We start from the raw sequence: 22,233 nt of genomic DNA, 5'->3' as shown, positions 1-22,233 counted from the left end.
TCGGACGATGGGAATCGACCCGAACTTCGACGAGAACCGAGAGCGGGTCGGCGAGGAGAACGGCCTCGACGTGTGGGGTCCGGTCGACCCGCCGGAGAAACTCGGCGTCCACGGCGCGCACGTCGCCGTCGATTACGACGCCTGCATCGCCGACGGCGCGTGCCTGGAGAACTGCCCGGTCGACGTGTTCGACTGGGTGGACACTCCCGACCACCCCGCGAGCGAGACGAAGGTCGAACCGACCCGCGAGGACCAGTGTATCGACTGCATGCTCTGCGTCGACATCTGCCCGGTGGACGCCATCGACGTGGACGCCTCGCGCTCCTGAGCACCGGAGGTCTCCCGCCCCGTTCCGGCGTCCGACCGACAGGCGACGACTCCCCGCCAGAGGGGTTCGACTGGCTGGGGCGCGACGGCGAGTGGTACGCCCCGCCCGGGGAACCGACGGTCCCGCTCCGGTTCGCGCTGACGGTCGAGAGACCGGTCTGAGCGGGCGTACAGTATCAGACTCGATACCGCGGCGCGTACACTGATTAGGGGTATCACCCGAGAGCGAACGATGAACGACGGAAGTCGGGTCGTCTCGGTGCTCCTCGTCTGCCTGCTCGTGAGCGTCGGACCCGTCGGGACCGGCGTGGCGGCCGGGGCGGCGGGGCCGGCGACCACGAACCCACCGCCGACTCGGTCGACCGACCGCGTCGCCACGGCGGACCCGTACGTCGAGTCGACCGTCACGTACCGGCTGGCGCCGGAGCGGCCGGACGCGGCGTTCGTCGACGTCCGCCTCCGGATTCGACACGGCGTCCGGAGCCTCCGGTTCCGCGGCACCCGCGGGGCCGTCACCGGCGTCGAGTCAGTGTCGGACGGCCTGTCTATCGAGGGGGACGACATCGTCTGGGACGGCACGACCCGGGAGGTGACGGCCACCCTCCGGGTCGGGACGGACGACGGACGTCACGGCAAGGACTACGCGGTCACCGAGTCGTGGGCGGTGCTCCGCCCGTTCGACGTCGTCCCCGAGGTGACCCTGTCGAGCGGGTGGTCGGGGAGCATCGGGGGCGCCAGCGTGAGGGAGACTCACCTGGTCGAGGGGGAGGGATACCTCGCGGCGTACGTCCTCCTCGGGGAGTACGAGACCGACCGGTTCACGACGCAGGGCCGCGAGTACACCGTGGTCTGGCCGTCGGCGGTCGATTCCGACCCGAACGTCGAGCGGATGCGGGCGTCGCTGGCGGGTGCGGAGCGGCACTACCGGCCGGCGGTGGACACGGCGTCGACGGTGGTGTTCGTCGTCCCGCCGCCGATGCGACTCGGCGGCGAGGCCGCGAACTACGCCGACCCCTCGGCCCTGTGGGTCAACCAGCAGTCGCTCCCGCGGGGTCGGGTCGAGACGTGGGAGCGGGGGAGCAAGGTGGCGCTCGTCCACGAGTTCGTCCACACGGCCCAGACGTTCACCACCGACTCCGAGACGGTGTGGCTCGTCGAGGCGAGCGCTAGTTACTACGCGGAACTCGTCCCGTTCCAGCGCGACCGCGTGTCGTACGACCGCTTCCACCGGAGCGTCAACTCCAGCCGCTACGAGCGGGTCGTCCTGACCGAGCAGCCGGGTCGGTCCCACACCAGTTACTACACCAAGGGGATGCGGGTGCTCGCCGCACTCGACGCCGAGGTCCGGGCCGCGACCGACGGCGAGCGGACCCTCCAAGACGTGATGGTGGCGCTCAACCGGGAGGCGGACCCGGTCTCCTATCGGGAGTTTCAGTCAGTCGTCGAGCGGGTGGCCGGACGGTCGTTCGACGCGTGGCTCGACCGGTACGCCGCCGGTTCGGACGCCCCCCCGGTCCGCTACGACCCGTCGCTGTACGCCGCCCCCGACGAGACCGCCGACGCCGACGCCGACGGTGCGTCCGACCTGACCGAACTCCGAAACGGCACCGATCCCTCCCGCGCCGACACCGACCGCGACGGTCTCACCGACGCCGAGGAGTTGGCCGGGCCGACCCATCCTCTCGCGTGGGACACCGACAGGGACACGCTGGGGGACGGCGAGGAGGTCGAGGCCGGGAGCGACCCGACGCGCATCGACACCGACGACGACGGACTCGACGACGACAGGGAGTTCGACGCGGGCACCGACCCGACCCGTGCCGACACCGACGGCGACGGACTCGACGACGCCGCCGAAGCGGACGGTCGCCACACCGACCCGACGGTCGCGGACTCCGACGGCGACGGCCTCCTCGACGGGGAGGAAGAGGGGTACCACCGCTCGACCGCACCGCGGCGGTTCGACACCGACCCCGACGACCCCGACACCGACGGCGACGGCCTCGTGGACGGTCGAGAGGTCGAGGCGCTCGGGACGCGACCGTCGAGTGCGGACTCCGACGGCGACGGCATCGGCGACGCCGTCGAACTCCGCCGGGGGACCGACCCGACGGTGGCGCCCGGCCCGGCCGTCCCCGACGAGACGGCCGGCTGGCTCCGCTACCACCTCGACCGACTGGTCCGGACCGTCCGAGCCGTTCGCTGAACGCTGACCGGCGAGTCGCGCGCGTCGGCCGGCGGCGACGACTCAGTCCGCGGCCGCGGGTGCGGTCCCGGACCCCGCCCCGCTCTCCGCGTCGAGCGCCTCGCACAGCAGTTCCGCCACGTCGACTATCTCGATGTCGTCCTCGAAGTCGCCCGTCTTCCGTCCGTCCTCGTACATCGTCGCGCACATCGGGCAGGCGACGACGAACTTCTCGACGTCCCGACCGGCGTCGGTGTCTTCGAGCGCCTCGCGGAGGCGCTCCTCGCTCGGCTTGGGGTCCTCGTCGAAGTCCATCCAGAGACCGCCGCCGCCGCCACCACAGCAGAACGAGTCCGCGCGGTTGCGCGGCATCTCGTGGAGCGCGACCCCCGTCGCGCGAATCAGCTCTCTGGGGGCCTCGTACACGTCGTTCATCCGGCCGAGGTGACAGGGGTCGTGGTAGGTGGCGGTGTAGTCGAGTTCCGTCCCGTCGAGACCGAGGCGACCCTCCCGGACGAGCGCCTCGACCACCTCCGTGTAGTGGTGGACCGGCGCGTCGAACTCGCTCATCTCCGGGTACTCGTGCCGGAACGTGTTCATCGAGTGGGGGTCCGTGGTCACCACTTTCTCGAACGTGCACGACGCGAACGCCTCCGTGTTGTCCTCGACGAGCATCTCGAACAGGCCCTCCTCGCCCACGCGGCGCACGTCGTTGCCGTCGTGCTGCTCGTCCTCGTAGAGGATGCCGTACGAGACGCCCGCGCGTTCGAACAGGGTGGCGAGCGAGCGAGCCACGCGCCGGTTGCGCTCGTCGTAGCTGGGGTACTCGCCGACGTACCAGAGGAACTCCACGTCCGCCTCGCGGGCGTCGGGCACCTCGAAGTCGAGGTCGTCGGTCCACTCGGGGCGCTTCCGGGCCGGGTCGCCGAACGTGTTGCCGTTCTGGAACACGTTCATCATGGCGTCCTGGACCGTCTCGTCCATCTGTCCCGTCTCGGTCAGCCGGCGGTTCATCTCGGTGAACTCCGGGACGTGTTCGATGTCGACCGGGCAGGCGTCCATGCAGGCCATACACGACATGCACGACTCCATCGTCTCCGCGGCGACGACCGACTCGCCGCCGTCCGCGACGATTTCCACCGCCTCGGTCCGTCCGGCGTCGAGGTCCTGCCGGTACTGCTTCAGGTCGAGGATGACGTCGCGGGGGTCGAGCGGGCGGCCCGACGCCTTCGCCGGACAGACCGACGAACACCGGCCGCACTTCGTGCAGGCGTCGTGGTCGAGCAGGTGCCGCCACGAGAAGTCGTCGATGTCGGCGTACCCGATGTCGTCCGGGTCGGCGTCGGCGGGCACGCCGGGCAGGCGGACCCCCGCCTTCTCGTCGCGGGTGACGACGTTGGCGAAACTCGACAGCATGTGGAACGGTTTCGCGCGCGGGACGAGCGCGACGAACCCGAGCGCCAGCAGCGCGTGGCTCCACCAGCCCCAGTGGTACAGCGTCTCGGCGGCGGCGGGACCGACCCCCGCCTCGGCGAACAGGCCGGCGAGGAAGAAGCCGACGAACGACACCCGCTCGTAGGCCACGAACTCCGCCGACCCGACGATGCGGAACGCCTCGAGCAGGTAGCCGCCGACGCCGAGGAGGAACAGCGTCCAGACGAACGCGTCGTCCTCCAGCGAGGTGTGTTTGCCCCACAGGCGGCCGTCGCGCTCGGTGTAGCGGCGGTAGATGGCCATGCCGACGCCGACGACGAACAGCAGGCCCATCGCGTCCATCACGAACGAGTACGAGAGGTAGAAGTCGCCGACGAAGAACGAGTCCCCGGTGACGGGTCGCCAGAGGTCCATGTCGACGCCGAGGATGGTCGTCCCGATGAGCAGCGTGAGGAAGCCCCACATCACGAACGCGTGCATCACGCCGGCGTACAGGTCGCGGTCGAACTGCCCCCGGTTCGAGAGCACCGTCCGGGCGGCCGAGACGACCCGCGCCGGCAGGTCGTCGAGGCGTTCGAACCAGTCGTCCGTCCCGCGCGCGTACCGGGCGAACCGCTCGTACGTCCCGTAGAGGAAGTAGACGACGGCGAGCACCGCGAGGAAGTAGAAGACGGCCTTCCCCACCGGGCCGACCGTCCAGAACGTCTCGCGCGTCACCTCGGTCTGCATGCGTGTACCCCGACGGGCCGCGACGTTAAGTCTTCGCAATACTTGCGCCCCGAAACTCGCCGCAGTCGTCCGGTTCGGCCGCCGGTACCCCCGGCCGTCGGGTGCGGTCGGCGACGGTGCTCGGACGCGGCCGGCACCCGCCCGCGACCGCCGCGGTTCGACGGTCGACGACCCCCGGTTCACGTCCTGTCGAGCGGAGACCGAAACGGCCGAATTCGCGCGTCTGAGCCGCTCACGACCGCCCCATAGGCTTTTGTATCCGCGTCGCGTGCCGTCCTAGCCATGGACGAGAAGACGGCCGAACTCAGGGACATCTTCGTGGAGGCCACCGGGTCGGACACGGTGACCGAGAGCCAGGAGGAGTCGCCCGGGTCGTTGTCCGACGAGCGCGACGGCGAGGAGCGGGTGCGGGAGCTCGTCGGGATGATGCGCGACCGGTACGAGTTCGCCTCGTCGCTCTCGGACGAGGAGCTCGAACGGGTCGTCCGGCTGTACCACGACGACGCGGACGACGCCGCCATCGCGGAGGCGACGGGCGTCGACGAGACGGCGGTGTTCGACGCGCGGATGGACGTCCACCTCGTGCGCGAGTCGGACCGCGACGCGCCGTTCGACCTCGACGAACTCCGCTCGCTCCACGTCGACGGGGTGTCGGACGGCGAGTGCGCCGACCGACTCGACTCCGACGAGGCGACGGTGGCCCACTACGTCGAGGTGGTCGAGGCCGACCTGGAGTCGACGCGCGCGAACGACCGCTTCCGCGACGAGTTCCGCGAGCTGCTCGCGGACGCCGACCTTGAGGGCGGCCTCACCGCCGAGGCCCACGAGGACGGCCTCCGCGAGGCGACCGAGGACATGGAGACGGACGTCTCGTTCTGACGCCGGCGCTCTTCTCGTCGACCCGTCCTTCGGAGTTCCCGTTTCGGTCGCGCGCTCGAGCGAGGCGGCCGAGCGCACGTTCAAGTACGAGAGCGCCGCCACTCCCTCCGTGTCCCGTCCGGACCTCGACTCGGTTCCGTTCTCCGACCTCGCACACGCGGCGTACTGTCCCCGACAGCTGTACTACGCCCGCCGCGAGGACGACCGCACGCCCCCGCCGTCGGCCCGCGAGCGCGTCGCTCTCGCGTTCCGCTACCCCGAACTCCGGGCGATGGACGACGCCGCCCTCGACGCGGAACCCGTCGACCGCTCGCCGACCGACTACCGGGCGGCGCTCTCGCGGCTGGCGGACCGCGAGGAGTACGACGACCTGACCGACCCCGCGGCGACCCGGCGGTTCCTCGACGGGAAGGACGCCCACGGCGTCGCGCACAAGGTGCTCGACCCGGCCGACGGGCCGCCGATGCCGAGCATCGTCAGCCCGGGTGTGCCGCCCGAGTCGGGCGTGTGGGAACCGCAGGCGGTCCGGGCGGTGGCGGCCGCGAAGGCGCTGGCGTGGGAGCGCGAGCGGGAGGTGCCGCGAGCGGTCGTCGAGTACCCAGCCCACGGCGTCGTCAGGCAGGTTCGTGTCGGGGTCCGGAAGACGGCGGCGTACCGCCGGGCGCTCCGGGCCGCGCGGGAACTCGACGGCCCGCCGCCGCGGCTCCGGGGGAACGCGAAGTGCGAGGGCTGCGCCTACGCGGACGAGTGCGGGGTGAGGACGCGGAGCCTGCGGTCGTTACTCGGGCTGTGAGGGAGGGGTCGCGGGTCCGCGCGGCGGCGAGGAGCGGGTCAGGGGTTCGAGGCCAGCCACTCGCGCACGGCGTCCACGCGCAGGCCGGCACGGTGGATGACTCCCTGCTCGGGGTCGACGACCGTGCTCCCGCCGCCGGGCGTCTCGCCGCCGTCGACGACCACCGCGACGCCCTCGCGGATGCGCGGGTCGAGGTCCGCGACGCGCCGGACGCTCTCGTCGCCCGACCGGTTCGCGCTCGTCGCGGTTATCGGCCCGGCCGCCCGCGCCAGCGCCCGGGCGGCGGGGTGGTCGGGGACCCGGACCCCGACGCGGTCGCCGCCCGCGGTCAGGACGTCCGGGAACGCCGGCCCGCGCTCGACGACCACCGTGACCGGGCCGGGGAGGAACGACCGGACGAACCGCTCGGCGCGCTCGCCGGGTCGGGTCGCCGCCAGCGCCGCGTCCGCGTCGCCGAACGCGACGGAGAGCGGCTTCTCGCGCGGTCGGCGCTTCAGCTCGTACACACGGTCGACCGCGTCGGCGTCGGTCGCGTCGGCGCCGAGCCCGTACACCGTCTCGGTCGGGTAGACGACGGCGTCGCCGGCACGGACCGCCTCTGCTGCTCGTTCGACGTCGGGGGGAGCGTCGGCGTCGGGCGTCATCTCACAGCGCGTCGATGCGCGCCTCCACCTCGTCGTAGTCGGGGAAGTCGGGCCACTCGCTCGCGACCCAGGCGTACTGTACGGTCCGGTCGGTACCGACGAGGAACACGGCCGGGCGGTGCTCGACGACGCCCTCCATCCCGTCGAGGTCGTGTTCGATGCCGTACTCGCGCGCGACGCCCGCCGCGGGGTCCGAGAACAGGCGGTAGTCCATCCCGCGCTCCTCGATGAACGACGCGTGTTCGTACGGCGTCGAGATGGAGACGCCGAGGACGGTGAGGTCTCCCTCCGTCCCCCACCCGCGGTCGCGAATCTCGTTCCAGACGTACGTCGCCGGGAACGCCCCGTCCATCGGGAAGGCGACGAGGAGGACGGGGCCCTCGTCGGTGAGCGCCGAGAGGGACGCGTCGCTCCAGAACTCCTCGTCGACGAGCGGCCGCGTGAAGTCGGGGGCGGTCTCGCCCTCCGTCGGGTGGTCCGCCTCGGGCAGGTCGACCACCGCGAAGTCGGGCATCTACGCTCCCCCTCCGGTGCCCGCCGGGTCGGGGTCGCTCCCGCCGCCGTACGTCTCCCGGACGTACTCGACGATGTTCCCCGACTCGGACATGGCGACCCCGGTCGTCTCGTCGACGAGCGCCGGGACCGTCCGCTTGTTCGTCAGCCGCGCGACCGCGTCCCGGTCGGAGTGCATCGGCTCGACGAACCGGGAGTCGTACGCGAGGCCGTGTTCGTCGAGCACGCGGACGACGCGCTCGCAGTACGGACACGCCTGAAGTCGGTACAGGGTGATAGCCGGGCCGTCGGACATGAACGGGCGTACGGCGAGCACGCGGGTAATCCCTTCGTCCACGGAAAATCCGTCGTGTGGGCGCGAGGGAGGACAACGCTTAATTCCGCCCCCGGACAATCCACCGTATCACATGGGTTTGTCGTCGGTACACGCCCCCCTAGTCACCCCCGCGCAAGCCGGCGGAGTGTTCGGCGCGATTCCGGTAAACGAGACGACCATCGGAATCGCGGGAAGCATCGCCATTATCATCCTCATCGGGCTCTCCGCGTTCTTCTCGTCCTCGGAGATAGCGATGTTCTCGCTGGCGGCCCACCGGGTCGACCACCTGGTCGAGGAGGGGCGCAGGGGCGCGAAAGCGGTCAAGGAACTCAAGTCCGACCCCCACCGCCTGCTCGTCACCATCCTCGTCGGGAACAACCTCGTCAACATCGCGATGTCGTCGCTGGCGACGGCGCTCGTCGGCATCTACGTCGACAGCGCGAGCACCGCCGTCCTCGTCTCGACGTTCGGCATCACCTCGCTCGTGCTCCTGTTCGGGGAGTCCGCCCCGAAGAGCTACGCCGTCGAGAACACCGAGTCGTGGTCGCTCCGCATCGCTCGCCCGCTCCAGCTGTCGGAGTACATCCTCCTCCCGCTGGTCGTCACGTTCGACCACCTGACGCGGGTCGTGAACAAGGTGACCGGCGGCCGGTCGGCCATCGAGACGTCGTACGTCACCCGCGACGAGATTCAGGACATGATCCAGACGGGCGAGCGCGAGGGGGTCATCGAGGAGGAGGAGCGCGAGATGCTCGACCGCATCTTCCGGTTCAACCGCACCATCGCCAAGGAGGTGATGACGCCGCGCCTCGACGTGACCGCGGTGCCGAAGGACGCCACCATCGAGGAGGCCATCGAGACGTGCGTCCAGTCCGACCACGAGCGCATCCCGGTGTACGAGGGGAACCTCGACAACATCATCGGCGTCGTGAACATCCGCGACCTGGTGCGGGCGCGTTACTACGGCGAGGGCGACGTGACGCTCGCGGGCGTCGTCCAGCCGACGCTGCACGTCCCCGAGTCGAAGAACGCGGACGACCTGCTACAGGAGATGCAGGAGTCGCGGATGCAGATGGTGGTCGTCATCGACGAGTTCGGGACGACCGAGGGCATCCTCACGCTGGAGGACATGGTCGAGGAGATCGTCGGCGACATCCTGGAGGGCGACGAGGAGGAGCCGTTCGAGTTCGTCGACGACGACACGGTGCTCGTGCGCGGCGAGGTCAACATCGACGAGGTGAACGAGGTGCTCGACATCGAACTCCCGGAGGGGGAGGAGTTCGAGACGCTCGCCGGCTTCGTGTTCAACCGCGCGGGCAGGCTGGTCGAGGAGGGCGAGGAGATAGAGTACGACGGCGTCGCCATCCGTATCGAGGAGGTCGACAACACCCGCATCATGCGCGCCCGGGTCACCATCACCGAGCGGTACGGCGAGGAGGAACGGGAAGAGGAACCGGACGAACTGGAAGCGAGAGAGTAGGCGGGACGGACGCCGTGGCAACCCTCGACCGCAGGTACCCGGAGCGCCCAGTACTCACACGAGCGCGTCGACGCCGGTGAACACGCCGTAGCCGAGTCCGAACGCGAGCACGAGCGACCCGATCCACGCGAGGACCGTGTACACCATCTTGCGCGTGCTCACGCCCGCACCGCCCGCGGCGTACCCGGAGCCGATGATGGCCGAGACGATTATCTCGTTGAACGAGACGGGCACGCCCAGCGCGACGGCGGTCTGTGCGATGGCGAAACTCGGGATGAGCGCGGCGATAGAGCGGCGTGGACCGAGCGAGGAGTAGTCCTGCGCGAGCGCCTTTATCATCCGGGGAGCGCCGGTCCACGACCCCGCGAGCAGGCCGATTCCGCCGCCGACGAGGACCGCGGTGAGCGGGATGGAGACGCCGGAGTCGAGCAGCGGGACGAGCGGCCCGATGGCCAGCCCGACCTGCGAGCCGCCGGCGGAGAAGGCGACGAGCGCGCCCAGCACCAGGAGGAAGTGCCGCTGTCCGGCGGTCTCGTCACGCACCATCTCGTACCGAAGCCCGGCAGTCGCGAGCGCGGCGACCGCGAGCGTGACGACCGCGACCCCGCTGGGAACCGGACCGACCGACACCAGTTCCAGTCGGCCGCCGAGCGCCTCCGCGATGGAGGCGTTCTCGCCGGGCGGGCCGAGCACCGAGAACCCGATGTTGGCGACGATGGCCCCCACCAGCCCGGCGAGCGCGGGGACGGCGACCCGCTCGGGGACGCGTTCGGCCCGGAGGAGGCGGGCGGTGGCGTACGCGACGCCGCCGCCGACGAACGGGACCGCGACCCACAGCGTCACGATTTCCCGGTACTTGTCCCAGGCGGGCGCGCCGCCGAGCGCGAGCCCGACGCCGACGACCGCGCCGGTGACGGTGAACGCGGTTGCGATGGGGTAGCCCGCGAACACGCCGACGGCCACCAGCGCCGCCGCGGTGAGCAGACCGACGATGGCGGCCGTCGCGGTGATGGTGACGCCGTCGATGAGCGCGGTCCCGACCGCCTCCGTCACGTTCGCACCCTGGAGCACGGCGCCGAGGAAGCCGAGTACGCCGACGACGAACCCCGCGCGCATCACGGAGATGGCGTTCGCTCCGACCGCGGGGGCGAACGGCGTCGACCCCGACGACCCCGCGCCGATGGCCCACGCCATGAACAGCGAGGCGAGCGCCGCGACGACGAGCGTGGCGAGGGTTCCGAGCGCGACCATACCGCCCGGTCGCTCGCCCCCTACAAGTGCGTGTCCCCACGGGCCACGGCCGTCCGTCCCGGTCCCCGGCCCGACTCTACCCGACTCGACTCAGCGCCCCTCGCGCCCGGCGGCGTACCCCTCCTTGGCGCTGACCAGCACCCGCCGGACGAACAGGTACGCGCCGAAGACGAGCAGGAGGAGGACGACGAGAATCCCCGCGAGGACGGGGTTCGCCGCCACCGCCTCCGCGAGGGTGTCGAGGATGCCCATGTGCCGCCGTGGAGGGGAGCGGTGCAAAGGCTTTCGGGTGCGTTCTCGTGAAACCCCGCTGGGAGGACGACGAGAAGGCTTACGTCCGCCGGGCCGAAAGCGCCGCCGATGGCCGACATCCTGCCCTCCACGCCGGACCTGCGGGGTGCCGAGGACAGAGAGCCCCGGGTCATCGGCGTCGACGGCGACGACGCCGACGACGTGCTCTCGGCGCTCTCCTCGGGCACCGCCCGTCGGCTCCTCTCGGAACTCCACGAGGAACCCGGTCCGGCGAGCGACGTGGCGAACCGCGCCGACACCAGCCTCCAGAACGCCCAGTACCACCTGAAGCGGCTCTCCGAGGCGGGGCTGGTCGAAGTCGCGGGGACCGCCTACTCGGAGAAGGGCCGCGAGATGGACGTGTACGCCCCCGCCGACCGCGCGCTCGTACTCGTCGCCGGCCGCGAGGAGGACACCACCGGGCTGAAGGGGACGCTCAAACGCCTCCTCTGCGCCGTCGGCGCCGTCGGTCTCGGCGCGGCCGTCGTCGAGCAGACGCTCGGCGGTCCGTTCGCGTTCCGGTTCGGGTCCGCGGGCGGTGCCGACGGCGCGTCCACCGAGGGCGGCGACGCCGGCGGGTTCTCGACGCAGGACGCGGGGACGACGACCGAGGCCGCCCGCGAGACCGCCGCGGCCGCCACGGAGACGGCCGCGGACCTCGGCGCGACGGGCGTCGAGACAGCCGCGGCACACGGCCCGACCCTGCTGGAGACGCTCGCGGCGTCGCCGGGCGCGCTCTTCCTCCTCGGCGGGCTGGTCACGCTCGTCCTCGTCGGCGCGTACCTCGGCTACCGGCGCTGAGCGCCGGAGAACTCTCGTGCGTGTGAACTGGTCCCGCGTAACTAAAAGCGGTCTTTGACTCTACGACGTGTATATGTCGCGGGCGCCGCAACGGACTGGTACCGGTCCCCGCGACGCTTCGGTCCTCCACACGCTTCGGTCCCCTCTCGTCCTCCACGGGGCGGCTCCCGCCGCCTCACCCGTCGCGGACCGGGATTTCGAACCGTTCGAACACGTCCCCGTCCGGCGTGACCAGCCGCCCGGAGAGCCCGCCCGCCGACCGCTCCAGTTCGGCGTGCGCCGGGCGGTTCCCCCGCGGGTCCGCGTGGCTCCCCGGGTTGAGCAGCGGAACCGGACCGTCGTCGTCGAACGTCGGGCGGTGGCTGTGTCCGAAGACGACCGCGTCCGCGCCGCGCTCACGGCCGAACAGCGCCAGCCCGGTCGTCCCCGTCCGACTCCGGTGGCGGACGGCGAGCGTCACCCCCTCGTAGGCGACCACCCGCTCGCGCGGGAGTCGCTCCCGGAGTGCCGCGTCGTCGTTGTTGCCCGTGACGGCGTACAGCGACTCGTTCTCCGCGAGGAAGGCGTCGAGCACCGCCTCCCGGTAGAAGTCGCCGGCGTGGACGACGGTGTCGGCCTCCCCGATGGCCTCCCGCGTCCGTCCTTCGAGGCGGTGGTCGGTCGTGCCGTGCGTGTCCGAGACGACGGTGAGCACGGCTAGCGTCTCGGCCGGGCGACTCCTAACTGTTCGGTCGGTCCCGGCCTCCAAGCCCCGTCTCGTCCACGGGGCGCGGCGGGAACACCCCCACGTTATTAGGGGGGCGCGAGTGGCCTCCGCCATGGCCGGGAGCAAGTCCGTCGTCATCGCTGCCCTCATCGCCAACGGTGCCATCGCGATCCTCAAGTTCTTCGGCTTCCTGCTCACCGGGAGTTCCTCGATGCTCTCCGAGACGTACCACTCCATCTCCGACACGGGCAACCAGGTGTTCCTGCTGATCGGCATCCGCTACTCCGGGCAGGACCCTACCCAGTCGCACTCGTTCGGGTACGGGAAGGCGCAGTTCTTCTACTCGTTTCTCGTCTCGGTGTTCCTGTTCGGTATCGCCGGGTGGGAGTCGCTGAAACACGGGTACGACGCGTTCATGGCGGGGGGACACGCCGGCGAGCGGAGCGACGTCGTCCTCGCCGGAATCAATTTCACCGAGTTGGTGCCCGTCGACCCGTTCTGGGTGAACGTCGTCGTCCTCCTCGGCGCCATCGGCTTCGAGTCGTACGCGCTATGGAAGGCGAACGCCGAGCTGCAACGGCAGATAAACAAGTACGGCTGGACCGGCATCCGGCAGGCGTTCGGGCGAACGAGCGACGTGACGACGCTCACCGCGTTCACCGAGGACACCATCGCCCTCGGCGGCGCGGCTATCGCCCTCGTCGGAATCTCGCTCGCGCGCGTCACCGAGAATCCCGTCTACGACGCGATCGCGTCGATCGTGATCGGCCTGCTCTTGATGGGATTCGCCGTCGCGCTCGCGTGGGAGAACAAGCGCCTGCTCATCGGCGAGTCGCTCCACGCAGAAATCGAAGCGGACCTCCGCCGGACGATTGCCGACCACTCGGGCGTCGTCCACGTCGACGAGTTCCGGACGATGTTCATCGGCCCGGCGGACGCGTTCGTCGCCGCGAACGTGAGCTTCGACTCCGATCTCGACACCGCCGACATCGACGAACGCATCGAGCGAATCAAGGCCGCGCTCCGCGAGACGGACGACCGCGTGAACATGGTCTACATCGAACCCGAGGTCTGAGTCGGACGTACCGTCGACGAACCTGACTCGCGTTCGGATCCGGAGCGAGCCGAGAGACCCCGCCCTACTCGGAGGAGTCGAGCGCCAGCGACGCCAGCAGCGCCTCCAACTGCACCTGCTCGTTGGCCCCCTCGGTGATGCGGTAGTCCGCCTCGCCGATGCGCTCCATCACCCGGACCGCCTCGCGGTCGCTCAGGCCGACGTCCCACACCGAGCGGTGGAGTTGGTCGACCACGTCGCCGCCGGCCATCCCCGTCTCGGTGAGCAGGGCGTCGAGCGTCGCCCGCGCCTTCGAGAAGTCGCCGTCGAGGGCGTCCTCGACCATCGCGCGTATCTCCTCGGGCCGGGCGGTCGCCGTGAGTTCGTACACCGTCTCCTCGTCGACGACGCCGCCCGTGGTCGCCGCGGCCTGTAGGGAGTTGATGGCCCGGCGCATGTCCCCGTCCGCGGCGTACACCAGTGCGTCGAGGCCGTCGTCGGTCACCTCGATGTCCTCGGCGGCCGCGATGTCGACCACCTGCGCGCGGACCGCCTCGTCCGACAGCGGCGAGAAGCGGAACACCGCACACCGCGACTGGATGGGGTCGATTATCTTCGAGGAGTAGTTACACGAGAGGACGAACCGCGTGTTGTCGGAGAACTGCTCCATCGTCCGGCGGAGCGCGGACTGGGCGTCGTCGGTGAGCGAGTCCGCCTCGTCGAGGAAGATGATGCGGTAGTCGTAGCCACCGAACGACGAGCGCGCGAAGTTCTTGATGCGGTCCCTGACCACGTCGATGCCCCGCTGGTCGGAGGCGTTGAGTTCGAGGAAGTTCCCCCGCCAGTCGTCGCCGTACACCTCCCGCGCGATGGCGACGGCGCAGGTGGTCTTCCCGACGCCCGCCGGCCCGGCGAACAGCAGGTGCGGCAGGTCGTTCCGCTCGATGTACCCCTCGAGACGCGAGACGATGTCCTCGTGGCCGGCCACGTCCGCCAGTCGCTGCGGCCGGTACTTCTCGATCCAGACCTCCCGACCGGGCGTCCCGCCCGCGCCCTCCTCGGCGTCGGCCTCGCTCATGTCCGACCGTGGGGGGGCCGCCGGGATAAACGCCCCGAGACGCCCCGGGACGCCCCGCCGTCGAACCCGTGTTCCGTCCCACGGCCGACCGCGAGACATATGTCCGCGTGTCGGAAACCCGCTCGCGTGTCGCGTCTCGCTCGACCGGCCGGCGTCGCCCTCGGTGCGCTCGCGCTCTGTCTGCTGCTGGGGGGGAGCGCGCTCGCCGGCGCGGGCGCGTCCGCTGGCGTCGCGGGCCAGTCGGCCGCCCCGGGAACGAGCGGGTCGGTCCCGTCGGGCCCGTTCACCACCGTCGCCGTCGGACCGAACGAGACGGTCGAGGGACGGGTCACCGCCGTCGGGGCGCGGACGGTGGTCGCCGGCACCGTCGAGGGCGACCTGCGTGCGTACGGCGGCGTCGTGGTGCTCACGGGGGGCGCGACCGTCACCGGCGACGTGCAGGCGTTCGGCGGCCTCGTCCGCGTGAACGGCACCGTCGGCGGACCGGTCACCGCCTACGGCGGCCGGGTCGTGGTCGGGGGGGAGACGGGCGACCTGAACGCCGGCGGCGGAACCGTCCGACTGGCGGGGAGGACGGGAGCCGCGACGGTGCTCGGCGGACGGGTCGTCCTCGCGGACGGCGCGCGGGTCGAGGGAGACGTCGAATACGACGCCCGCCTCGTCGACCGGGGGGGCGTCGTCGCGGGCGCGCGCCGACCGACCGACGCGCTGCTCGGCCCGGTCGGGACGCTCCTGCGCGCCGCGGGACTGCTCCCCCGCCTCCTCCCGCTGGCTGCCGGCGCGCTCGCGCTCGGGCTGTCGCAGGTCGCGCCCGAGACAGGTGCGGTCGTCGCCCGCGCCCGGTCGGGGCCGGTGCGGTCGCTCGCGCGCGGCATCGCCGTCGCCTGCGCGTCGGTCACCGGGGTGGTGCTGCTCGCGCTGTCGGTCGTGGGCACGCCGCTCGTCGGCCTGCTGTTCCCGGTGTTCGGCGCGGGCGCGCTGGTGTCGCTGGCGGTCGGAGCGGCGGCCGGCGGGAGGGCACTGGCCGTGCGGCTTCCGGTCGGCGTCGCCGCCGCCACCGCCGCGCTCGCGCTCTTCGCCGCGCTCCGGCGGCCGGTCCGCCGGTCGCCGCCGCGCTCGCGCTGTGGGGCGCGGGCGCGCTGGTCGGGGGAACAACGCTGAAATCCCTCGGCGGTCGACTCCGGGCATGGACGTAGTCGCGGACGTCGTCGGCGAGGGAACCGAGTCGGTGTCGCTGGCCGACGACGCGACGTACGCCGACCTCTGCCGGGCCGTCGGCTACTCCCCTCACGAGGTGACCGTCCTCGTGTCGGGGACGCCCGTGCCGGACGACCGAACGGTCGACGCCGAGCGCGTGCGGGTGCTCAGGCTCGTCAAGGGCGGATGACCGGCGTCCGCGAGGCGACCCCCGCGGACGCGCTCGCCGTCCGCCGAGTGCTCGACGGCGCGCTGCTGGAGGTGCCCGACGACCTCCCGGCCCGAATCGACGCCGGCGACGTGCTGGTGAGCGAGGCGGACGGGACGGTCACCGGAGCGCTCGTACTCGACGGCAACCGGGTCGCGGCGGTGGCCGTCCGACCGCGGCGTCGGGGCGACGGCGTCGGGAGCGCGCTCGTCCGCGCGGCCGCCGAGCGCGCGACCGGCCCCCTGACGGCAGCGTTCCGCCGGGAGGTGCGACCGTTCTACGAGTCGCTCGGGTTCGACGTCGAGGCGGTCGGGAGCGGCGCGGACGCGGGGACGAAGGAGGGGGAGGACGACCCGGGCGACGACCGGCTACGCGGACGACTCGGGTAGCCGCCTGCGCATCGCCGTCGCCGAGTCGGGACACAGCGCCGCGAACTGCCGGGTCTCGCGAATCCCCTCGGGCACGTCCCCGCGGGCGACGCGCTCGTAACCGAGGCGGGCGAAGAAGTCGTCCGCGTCCGTCGTGAGCAGGTAACAGTCCCGGGCCCCCGCGGCCGCGGCGCGCGCTTCGAGTCGCGACAACAGCGCCCGTCCGACGCCCGCGCCGCGTGCGTCCGGGCGGACGACGACCGAGCGGAGGAGGACTGCCGCGCCGGCGGGTTCGAGTCCACCGGCGGCGACGGGGTCGTCGTCGTCCGGTCGCGTCGCGACGTAGAACTGCGCCGGACCGTCGCGCACGTCGTCCGTCGGTAACCCCGCGTCGTCCAGCAGCGAGACGACGGGGTCGACGTCGGTCGCCTCACGCAGCGTGAGTTCGGATGCGGTCATGGGAGGAGGGTCCGTGATTACACCAGCGGCGCGACCAGTTCTCGGCCGTCGTCGAGGATGGCGCGCGAGCGTTCTTCACTACCGGACTCGGCGTACACGCGCATCTTGGGCTCGGTCCCGCTCGGGCGGACGAGCATCCACGACCCGTCCGCGAGCAGGAGTTTGAACCCGTCGACGGTCACCACGTCCGCCACCGCCTGCCCGGCCACCTCGTCGGGGATGTGCTCCGCGAGGTCGGCGATGACCCGCTCTTTCTCCGAGTCGGGGCAGTCGACGCTCGTCTTGTCGGCGACGATGCGGCCGTGTTCGGCCTCGAGGCGGTCGACCCGCTCGTCGTACGACTCGTCCGCCTCCGCGGCCGCCGCGACCAACGCCATCAGGACGCCGTCCTTCTCGCGGATGTGCCCCCGGACGGAGAAGCCGCCCGACTCCTCGCCGCCCATCAGCGCGTCGTGTTGGGCCATCGCCCGCGCGACCCACTTGAACCCGACCGCCGTCTCGACCACCTCCTCGCCGTGCGCCTCCGCGATCCGGTCGATCATGAACGTCGTCGAGACGGTTCGGACCGCCGGCCCGGAGTCGTCCTCCAGGCGGGCGTCGTACGTCGCGGCGAAGAAGAGGTTCTCGTCGAGGAACCCCCGCTCGGGCGTGACGACGGCGAGTCGGTCGGCGTCGCCGTCGTTGGCGATGCCGAGGTCCGCGTCGCCGTGGCCGACGTGTTCCGCGAGCGTGTCGAGGTTCTCGGCGCTCGGTTCGGGCGACCCGCCGCCGAACTCCGCGTCCCGGTCACAGCGGAGCCTGATGACCTCCGCGCCGGCCGATTCGAGCAGCGCGTCCGTGACGCCGCGCCCGCTGCCGTGCATGGCGTCGTACGCGACGGTCAGCCCCGTGAGGTCGGGCGCGCCGTCGGAACCGGACGCGACCAGTCTGCGCGCGTGGTCGGCGTGCGGACGCACGAGGTCCGCGCGGGTCACCTCGCCGGGCGTCTCGGCGTCGAGTGCCGGTTCCCGCAGGTTCGCCTCGATTCGCTCGGTCACGTCCGGGAGCGCGGGCGCGCCGTCGCTCGGGATGAACTTCACGCCGTTGTACTCGGGCGGGTTGTGCGACGCCGTCACCATGAGCGCGCCCGCCGCCCCGCGGTCGACGACGGCGTAGGCGGCGACGGGCGTGGGGCAGTCGCGCTCGGGGAGGACCGCGTCGAACCCGTTGCCGGCGAGCACCTCCGCGAGCGACTCGGCGAACCCCTCGCTGGTCGGACGGGCGTCGTAGCCGACCACGACCGGCGCGTCCGCGTCCACGGCGCCCTCCTCGCGCCGCGTCGCGAGGTAGTCCGCCACCGCCTGTCCCACGACCCGCACCCGGTCGTCGGTGAACTCGTCGAGGGTCGCGCGCCAGCCGTCGGTACCGAACGCGATGGCGTCGGTGTCCATACCGGGCGCTCGCGGGGCGAGGGGAAAAATCCGATGCCGACGGACGGTCGCTCGCGTCCGCGGCCGGCCGAACGGCGGTGGGGCAGTCGCGAGACGGCTCCGTCCGCCGCTATCGTGGCGCTTTTCGGCGTCGGCACCCGAGCGATAGCATGACAGAGCGACCCCTCGTCGTCGCCGTCTGTGGCTCGCGCCGGGACGGCAGCTACACGCGCGCGGCGCTCCACTACGCGCTCGACGCCGCCGCGGAGTACGGCGCCGAGACCGACTACATCGACCTCGGCGACCCCGAACTCGACGCCCCCATGTACCATCCCGACGTCGACCCGGAGGACGCCGGCGACGTCGCCGACCTGCTCGCGCGGATGCGGGCGGCCGACGGCGCGCTCGTCGGCACGCCCGTCTACCACGGGTCGTACTCCTCCGCGTTCCGGAGCTTCCACGACTGGTGTTCGTTCGACGAGTACGAAGACACCGTCGTCGGCCTGCTCGCGTCCGCGGGCGGCGGCTCCTACGAGGGGACGCTCGAACACATGCGCGCGACCGTCCGTGGCGTCCACGGCTGGACCGTCCCGCTCCAGGTCGGCATCCGGAACGCTCGGAACCGCTTCGAGGAGCGGGACGAACCGGGGGCGGGAATCGGCAGGGACTCCCGGTTCGAGTTCGTCGACGACGGCCTCCGCGACCGGACCGAGAAACTGGGCCGCCGCGTCGCCCACCACGCCGGCCACAAGGGGGAGTTCCTGGACGTCCCCGAGTGACGGTGCTGACTGTGCGCGCCGGTTACCCCTGACGCTCGCCCGTGACCAGCCGCTCCTTCTGCCGGCGCGAGAGCTGTTTCACGGCGTACTCCCTGCTCATGGCGGCCGACCGCGAGTCGAACGACTCCGCGTGGACCAGTCGGACCGGCGTCCGCCCGCGAGTGTACTTCGCCCCCTCGCCCGCGTCGTGTTCGGCGACCCGGCGGTCGACGTCGGTCGTGTAGCCGGTGTAGAAGCTCCCGTCGGCGCACTCCACGACGTAGACGTAGTGGCCACCCACGGGGGGAGGAGGGAGCACGGCGGTAAGAAACCGGCGGCGTACCGCGAAGGCCCGCCCGGTCGGTCCGGGCGGGCAGGTGTGTGGTGGCCGCTGCGGCGAGTGAGGTGGTCACAGAGCGGTTCAGTCGTCGGCGCGGGTCCGATCTCGGGCCGCTTCGGCGATTCCCGCGTTCGCGGAGCACGACGGGCAGGCGTTGAGCCTCCCGTGCTCGTCGCTGAAAACGCGGGCGAAGCGGTCGGATATATGCGACCCGCAGTGGTCGCAGCGTGGCATGGTCGACCGGCATCCACCGCTGCCGGCGAGCAACGGTACAACGTGCGCACAGATATACCCTTGCCATCGTTCGACAAGCCCGTCGGGCATTCGTTCCGTGATTTGTGGCCGAATCAGTCCCCCGCGCGCGCCGACGCGACGCGACGGGCGACCAGTGCCGCCTGTGCGCCCGCGACGAACCCCGCGCCCACGTTGACCGTCGAGAGCACCGTACACGACTGGAGCATGCCGAGCAGGGCCGCGAGTCCGTCGCCGCCCGCCCCGTACCCCGACGCGACCGGGAGGGCGACGACGGGCGCGTCGACCAGTCCCGCGACGACGGTGGGGAGCGCCCCCTCCCGTCCGGCGGCGACCACGAGCGCGTCCGCCCCCCGGAGGTCGTCCGTCACGTCGAGCACCCGGTCGATGTTCGCCACGCCCACGTCCTCGTACGTCCGCACGCGCGGACCGGCCGCGCGCGCGACGACGGCCGCCTCCCCGGCCGCCGCGGCGTCGGCGGTGCCGCCGGTGACGACGGCCACGTCGGCGTCGACCGCCGGCGGGTCGAACGCCGGCGTGCGGGCCAGGAGCGTTCGCGCGCGTGCGTTCCGGTCGACCGTCGCGTCGGGGTGCGCGTCCGCGAGGTACGACTGCACGCGCCGCGCGGTCCGGTCGTCCGCCCGGGTCACGAGCGCGCGCCCGGTCGTCTCCAGCGCCGTCGACGCGAGCGCGGCCGTCTCCGTCGGCGTCTTCCCCGCCGCGAAGATGCCCTCCGGGAGCCCGCGCCGCGTCTCGCGCGCCGCGTCGAACCGCGCGCGTCGCCCTGCCTCGTCGCCGTCGCCGGACACGTCCGCCGTCGCGTACCCCCGCAACCGGGCCTCCGCCTCCGCGGGCGTCAGGTCGCCGGCCGCGAGCGCGTCGAGCGTCTCACGCATGCTCCCGACACGGGGGCGCAGCGACTTGCGGTCGTCGGTGGCCGGTGACTTATAAATCCGGCGGGCGCATCCGCCACAAACGGCCGCGAGACCCCTCGTGTACGGCCGAATTTGGGAAATCTTATAAGGCGGGCGTCGGAAACGACGCCTGCATGGCAGACCTCATCGTCAAGGCAGCCGTCAAGGAGTACCTGGATGACAAGAACGTCGCGTCGGACTTTTACGACGCGCTCGACGAGGAAGTCGCGGAACTCCTCGACGATTCGGCCCGACGCGCCGAGGCGAACGACCGGAAGACGGTCCAGCCGCGCGACCTGTAAGTCGGTCGTCCTTTCTCCGCTTATTTCACCGACCGGGTAGTCACGTCCCCGTCCGGCGTCCCGACCAGCAGGTCGTCCGCCAGCCCGACGAACAGGCCGTGTTCGACGACGCCGGGCGTCGCCGAGAGCGTCCGCGCGAGCGAGGCGGGGTCGTCGACGCGGCCGAACCCGCAGTCGAACACGAGGTTGCCGTTGTCCGTCACGACGGGGCCGTCCTTGCGCTCGGCCGCGCGGAGCGTCGCGTCGCCGCCCGCGTCCGCGACGGCGGCAGCGACGCTCGCGCGGGCGGCCGGCAGCACCTCGACGGGTACCGACCGGGTGAGCGCCTCGGCCAGTTTCGTCTCGTCGACGACGACGACGAACCGGTCGGCCGCCGCGTCGACCACCTTCTCGCGGGCGTGGGCCGCGCCGCCGCCCTTTATCAGGTCGCCGCCGGCCACCTGGTCCGCGCCGTCGACGGCGACGTCGACGCGGGCCGTGTCCGCGAGCGAGCGGAGCGGGACGCCGGCCTCGCGAGCCAACTCGCGCGACTGGTACGACGTCGTCACCCCCTCGACGTCGAGTCCGTCCGCGACCCGTTCGCCCAGCCGCCGGATGGCGTGCGCCGCCGTGCTCCCGGTGCCGAGTCCCACCACGTCGCCGTCGGTCACGAGCGCCGCCGCCCCCTCGCCCGCCGCCCGCTTGGCGTCGTCGCCGCCAGCGTTCGACTTCATGCGCGGGGGGTCGCCCGCGGGGCGCAAAACGCTTGCTCGTTTCGCTCGGGCCGCCCGTTCCACCCGAAGTACTCGCTCGGCAGCGTCGCTGGTGCTGTCGTGTCCCTCGCTATCTCCGCCCGAACCGCTCCCTGCTCGCCCTGCTGGCGGCGGCGCTGGTGTCGGCCCGCCACGGTCGGTCCCGCCGGCGCGCGCGCCGCCGCGTCCGGCGTGTGGCGTCTGTACCGACGCGCTCGAGGACGCTATCGACCGGGACACCGCCCGGTGTTCGCCCCGAGAGACGCTACACTCTCGGGGATTCGCGTCCCCGTCGCGCGACTGCTGGCGGTGTGAGCCGACGGCGCGGACGGCCCCCGGTCCCGCCGTCGCGTGACGAAGCCGTTAGGGCCGCCCGGACCCGACCCCTGGGTATGCGAATCGAGTTCGACCGCGACACCTGCGTCGGGATGTACCAGTGCGTCGCCGAGTGGGACGCCTTCGAGAAGAACATGGACGAGGGGAAGGCCGACCTCCGGGGGGCCGAGGAGGTTGAACCGGACCTGTTCTCGCTGGAGGTCCCCGAGGGCGCGGAACTCGACGCGAAGTTCGCCGCGCGGACCTGCCCGGTCGACGCCATCCGACTGTACGACGACGACGGCGAGCGGGTCGTCTGAGGCCGTCCGAACCCGGGTGATACTTGGGGCGCGTCGCGGCGAGACCCACGGAAAACGACCGCGTCAGCAACTGGGAACAGGGGGAACGATTAACTCGGTGCTCGTGGTGCGTTCTACCGATGACGGAGACAGAGGAGTGTCACATCCCCGAGTGGGCCGCGCTCATGGGTGTGCCGGTC

At 71.8% G+C, this 22,233-nt stretch carries 27 protein-coding genes; 13 read left to right on the top strand and 14 right to left on the bottom strand.

Going from position 1 to position 22,233, the window contains the following annotated elements; translation table 11 throughout:
• Nucleotides 1-7 precede the first annotated feature (7 nt).
• Nucleotides 8-328 (top strand): 4Fe-4S dicluster domain-containing protein, encoded by a 321-nt coding sequence (locus AC6RUA_RS09945; protein ID WP_499812863.1) that lies wholly within the window; start codon nt 8-10, stop codon nt 326-328.
• A 231-nt stretch (nt 329-559) separates the two neighbouring features.
• Complete coding sequence (locus AC6RUA_RS09940; protein ID WP_499812862.1) at nt 560-2,533, top strand: hypothetical protein; 1,974 nt, start codon at nt 560-562, stop codon at nt 2,531-2,533.
• 42 nt (nt 2,534-2,575) lie between these two features.
• Here AC6RUA_RS09940 and AC6RUA_RS09935 read toward each other — a convergent pair whose 3' ends face one another.
• The gene (locus tag AC6RUA_RS09935; RefSeq protein ID WP_499812861.1) at nt 2,576-4,675 is read right to left on the bottom strand and encodes a (Fe-S)-binding protein; all 2,100 of its coding nucleotides are present in this window, start codon (nt 4,673-4,675) and stop codon (nt 2,576-2,578) included.
• A 282-nt stretch (nt 4,676-4,957) separates the two neighbouring features.
• Between AC6RUA_RS09935 and AC6RUA_RS09930 the strand changes: the two genes are divergently transcribed.
• Both AC6RUA_RS09930 and AC6RUA_RS09925 read left to right on the top strand, forming a co-directional pair.
• On the top strand, nt 4,958-5,554 hold the full coding sequence (locus tag AC6RUA_RS09930; protein ID WP_499812860.1) for a conditioned medium-induced protein 4: 597 nt from the start codon (nt 4,958-4,960) through the stop codon (nt 5,552-5,554).
• A 109-nt stretch (nt 5,555-5,663) separates the two neighbouring features.
• Entirely contained in the window at nt 5,664-6,347 is a 684-nt protein-coding gene (locus AC6RUA_RS09925; RefSeq protein WP_499812859.1) for a hypothetical protein, read from the top strand.
• 38 nt (nt 6,348-6,385) lie between these two features.
• On the opposite strand, the gene AC6RUA_RS09920 is transcribed toward AC6RUA_RS09925, so the two are convergent.
• From AC6RUA_RS09920 to AC6RUA_RS09910, 3 genes are read right to left on the bottom strand one after another with little or no spacing between them, the layout of a single operon-like run.
• Nucleotides 6,386-6,991, bottom strand: coding sequence for an L-threonylcarbamoyladenylate synthase (locus AC6RUA_RS09920; RefSeq protein WP_499812858.1), 606 nt, complete (start codon nt 6,989-6,991; stop codon nt 6,386-6,388).
• A gap of 1 nt (nt 6,992) precedes the next feature.
• Nucleotides 6,993-7,505 carry a redoxin domain-containing protein gene (locus AC6RUA_RS09915; protein WP_499812857.1) on the bottom strand — a complete coding sequence of 171 codons (513 nt, stop codon included), beginning with the start codon at nt 7,503-7,505 and terminating at the stop codon, nt 6,993-6,995.
• Nucleotides 7,506-7,799 carry a glutaredoxin family protein gene (locus AC6RUA_RS09910; protein WP_499815433.1) on the bottom strand — a complete coding sequence of 98 codons (294 nt, stop codon included), beginning with the start codon at nt 7,797-7,799 and terminating at the stop codon, nt 7,506-7,508. It lies immediately after the preceding gene.
• A 112-nt stretch (nt 7,800-7,911) separates the two neighbouring features.
• Between AC6RUA_RS09910 and AC6RUA_RS09905 the strand changes: the two genes are divergently transcribed.
• Complete coding sequence (locus AC6RUA_RS09905; protein ID WP_499812856.1) at nt 7,912-9,300, top strand: hemolysin family protein; 1,389 nt, start codon at nt 7,912-7,914, stop codon at nt 9,298-9,300.
• Nucleotides 9,301-9,354: 54 nt separating this feature from the next.
• On the opposite strand, the gene AC6RUA_RS09900 is transcribed toward AC6RUA_RS09905, so the two are convergent.
• Together AC6RUA_RS09900 and AC6RUA_RS09895 are read right to left on the bottom strand one after the other, a co-directional pair.
• The gene (locus tag AC6RUA_RS09900) at nt 9,355-10,551 is read right to left on the bottom strand and encodes an inorganic phosphate transporter (protein ID WP_499812855.1); all 1,197 of its coding nucleotides are present in this window, start codon (nt 10,549-10,551) and stop codon (nt 9,355-9,357) included.
• Between the two features lie 90 nt (nt 10,552-10,641).
• Nucleotides 10,642-10,803, bottom strand: coding sequence for a DUF7859 family protein (locus AC6RUA_RS09895; protein ID WP_499812854.1), 162 nt, complete (start codon nt 10,801-10,803; stop codon nt 10,642-10,644).
• A gap of 108 nt (nt 10,804-10,911) precedes the next feature.
• Here AC6RUA_RS09895 and AC6RUA_RS09890 point away from each other — a divergent pair, with 108 nt between their 5' ends.
• Nucleotides 10,912-11,643, top strand: a complete 732-nt coding sequence (locus tag AC6RUA_RS09890) for an ArsR/SmtB family transcription factor (protein ID WP_499812853.1) — start codon at nt 10,912-10,914, stop codon at nt 11,641-11,643.
• A 175-nt stretch (nt 11,644-11,818) separates the two neighbouring features.
• On the opposite strand, the gene AC6RUA_RS09885 is transcribed toward AC6RUA_RS09890, so the two are convergent.
• On the bottom strand, nt 11,819-12,337 hold the full coding sequence (locus AC6RUA_RS09885) for a metallophosphoesterase (RefSeq protein WP_499812852.1): 519 nt from the start codon (nt 12,335-12,337) through the stop codon (nt 11,819-11,821).
• Nucleotides 12,338-12,461: 124 nt separating this feature from the next.
• Between AC6RUA_RS09885 and AC6RUA_RS09880 the strand changes: the two genes are divergently transcribed.
• Entirely contained in the window at nt 12,462-13,424 is a 963-nt protein-coding gene (locus tag AC6RUA_RS09880; RefSeq protein ID WP_499812851.1) for a cation diffusion facilitator family transporter, read from the top strand.
• A gap of 64 nt (nt 13,425-13,488) precedes the next feature.
• Here the strand turns inward: AC6RUA_RS09880 and AC6RUA_RS09875 are convergent, their stop codons facing one another.
• Nucleotides 13,489-14,481 (bottom strand): replication factor C small subunit, encoded by a 993-nt coding sequence (locus tag AC6RUA_RS09875; RefSeq protein ID WP_499812850.1) that lies wholly within the window; start codon nt 14,479-14,481, stop codon nt 13,489-13,491.
• A gap of 126 nt (nt 14,482-14,607) precedes the next feature.
• Between AC6RUA_RS09875 and AC6RUA_RS09870 the strand changes: the two genes are divergently transcribed.
• The 3 genes from AC6RUA_RS09870 to AC6RUA_RS09860 are packed head-to-tail and all read left to right on the top strand — an operon-like array spanning nt 14,608 to nt 16,275.
• The gene (locus AC6RUA_RS09870) at nt 14,608-15,642 is read left to right on the top strand and encodes a bactofilin family protein (RefSeq protein ID WP_499812849.1); all 1,035 of its coding nucleotides are present in this window, start codon (nt 14,608-14,610) and stop codon (nt 15,640-15,642) included.
• Between the two features lie 25 nt (nt 15,643-15,667).
• Nucleotides 15,668-15,868: a ubiquitin-like small modifier protein SAMP2 gene (gene samp2 / locus AC6RUA_RS09865; RefSeq protein ID WP_499812848.1), complete on the top strand. Its 201-nt coding sequence runs from the start codon at nt 15,668-15,670 to the stop codon at nt 15,866-15,868.
• Nucleotides 15,865-16,275, top strand: coding sequence for a GNAT family N-acetyltransferase (locus tag AC6RUA_RS09860; protein ID WP_499812847.1), 411 nt, complete (start codon nt 15,865-15,867; stop codon nt 16,273-16,275). Before samp2 ends, AC6RUA_RS09860 begins: the two co-directional genes overlap by 4 nt.
• On the opposite strand, the gene arsN2 is transcribed toward AC6RUA_RS09860, so the two are convergent.
• Nucleotides 16,255-16,713, bottom strand: coding sequence for an arsenic resistance N-acetyltransferase ArsN2 (arsN2, locus tag AC6RUA_RS09855; protein ID WP_499812846.1), 459 nt, complete (start codon nt 16,711-16,713; stop codon nt 16,255-16,257). The two genes, AC6RUA_RS09860 and arsN2, sit on opposite strands and share 21 nt — an antisense overlap.
• 17 nt (nt 16,714-16,730) lie before the next feature.
• Complete coding sequence (locus tag AC6RUA_RS09850) at nt 16,731-18,143, bottom strand: phosphoglucomutase/phosphomannomutase family protein (RefSeq protein WP_499812845.1); 1,413 nt, start codon at nt 18,141-18,143, stop codon at nt 16,731-16,733.
• Between the two features lie 149 nt (nt 18,144-18,292).
• Between AC6RUA_RS09850 and AC6RUA_RS09845 the strand changes: the two genes are divergently transcribed.
• Nucleotides 18,293-18,901: an NADPH-dependent FMN reductase gene (locus tag AC6RUA_RS09845; RefSeq protein WP_499812844.1), complete on the top strand. Its 609-nt coding sequence runs from the start codon at nt 18,293-18,295 to the stop codon at nt 18,899-18,901.
• A 22-nt stretch (nt 18,902-18,923) separates the two neighbouring features.
• On the opposite strand, the gene AC6RUA_RS09840 is transcribed toward AC6RUA_RS09845, so the two are convergent.
• The 3 genes from AC6RUA_RS09840 to larB form a co-directional block, all read right to left on the bottom strand.
• Entirely contained in the window at nt 18,924-19,181 is a 258-nt protein-coding gene (locus tag AC6RUA_RS09840) for a GIY-YIG nuclease family protein (protein WP_499812843.1), read from the bottom strand.
• Nucleotides 19,182-19,301: 120 nt separating this feature from the next.
• Nucleotides 19,302-19,454 (bottom strand): DUF7563 family protein, encoded by a 153-nt coding sequence (locus AC6RUA_RS09835; protein WP_499812842.1) that lies wholly within the window; start codon nt 19,452-19,454, stop codon nt 19,302-19,304.
• A 113-nt stretch (nt 19,455-19,567) separates the two neighbouring features.
• Nucleotides 19,568-20,368, bottom strand: coding sequence for a nickel pincer cofactor biosynthesis protein LarB (larB, locus tag AC6RUA_RS09830; RefSeq protein ID WP_499812841.1), 801 nt, complete (start codon nt 20,366-20,368; stop codon nt 19,568-19,570).
• Nucleotides 20,369-20,520: 152 nt separating this feature from the next.
• Between larB and AC6RUA_RS09825 the strand changes: the two genes are divergently transcribed.
• Nucleotides 20,521-20,688: a hypothetical protein gene (locus AC6RUA_RS09825; protein ID WP_023394975.1), complete on the top strand. Its 168-nt coding sequence runs from the start codon at nt 20,521-20,523 to the stop codon at nt 20,686-20,688.
• Between the two features lie 20 nt (nt 20,689-20,708).
• On the opposite strand, the gene rpiA is transcribed toward AC6RUA_RS09825, so the two are convergent.
• Nucleotides 20,709-21,401, bottom strand: a complete 693-nt coding sequence (rpiA, locus tag AC6RUA_RS09820) for a ribose-5-phosphate isomerase RpiA (protein ID WP_499812840.1) — start codon at nt 21,399-21,401, stop codon at nt 20,709-20,711.
• A 410-nt stretch (nt 21,402-21,811) separates the two neighbouring features.
• Between rpiA and AC6RUA_RS09815 the strand changes: the two genes are divergently transcribed.
• A complete protein-coding gene (locus AC6RUA_RS09815; RefSeq protein ID WP_499812839.1) occupies nt 21,812-22,054 on the top strand; it encodes a ferredoxin in 243 nt (80 codons plus the stop codon).
• The last annotated feature ends 179 nt before the right edge of the window (nt 22,055-22,233 follow it).

Source organism: Halorarum sp. SLYT50 (assembly GCF_059821265.1).
Note: the sequence above shows the minus strand (reverse complement) of the source record. Positions and strands in the feature narration are given on the sequence as shown.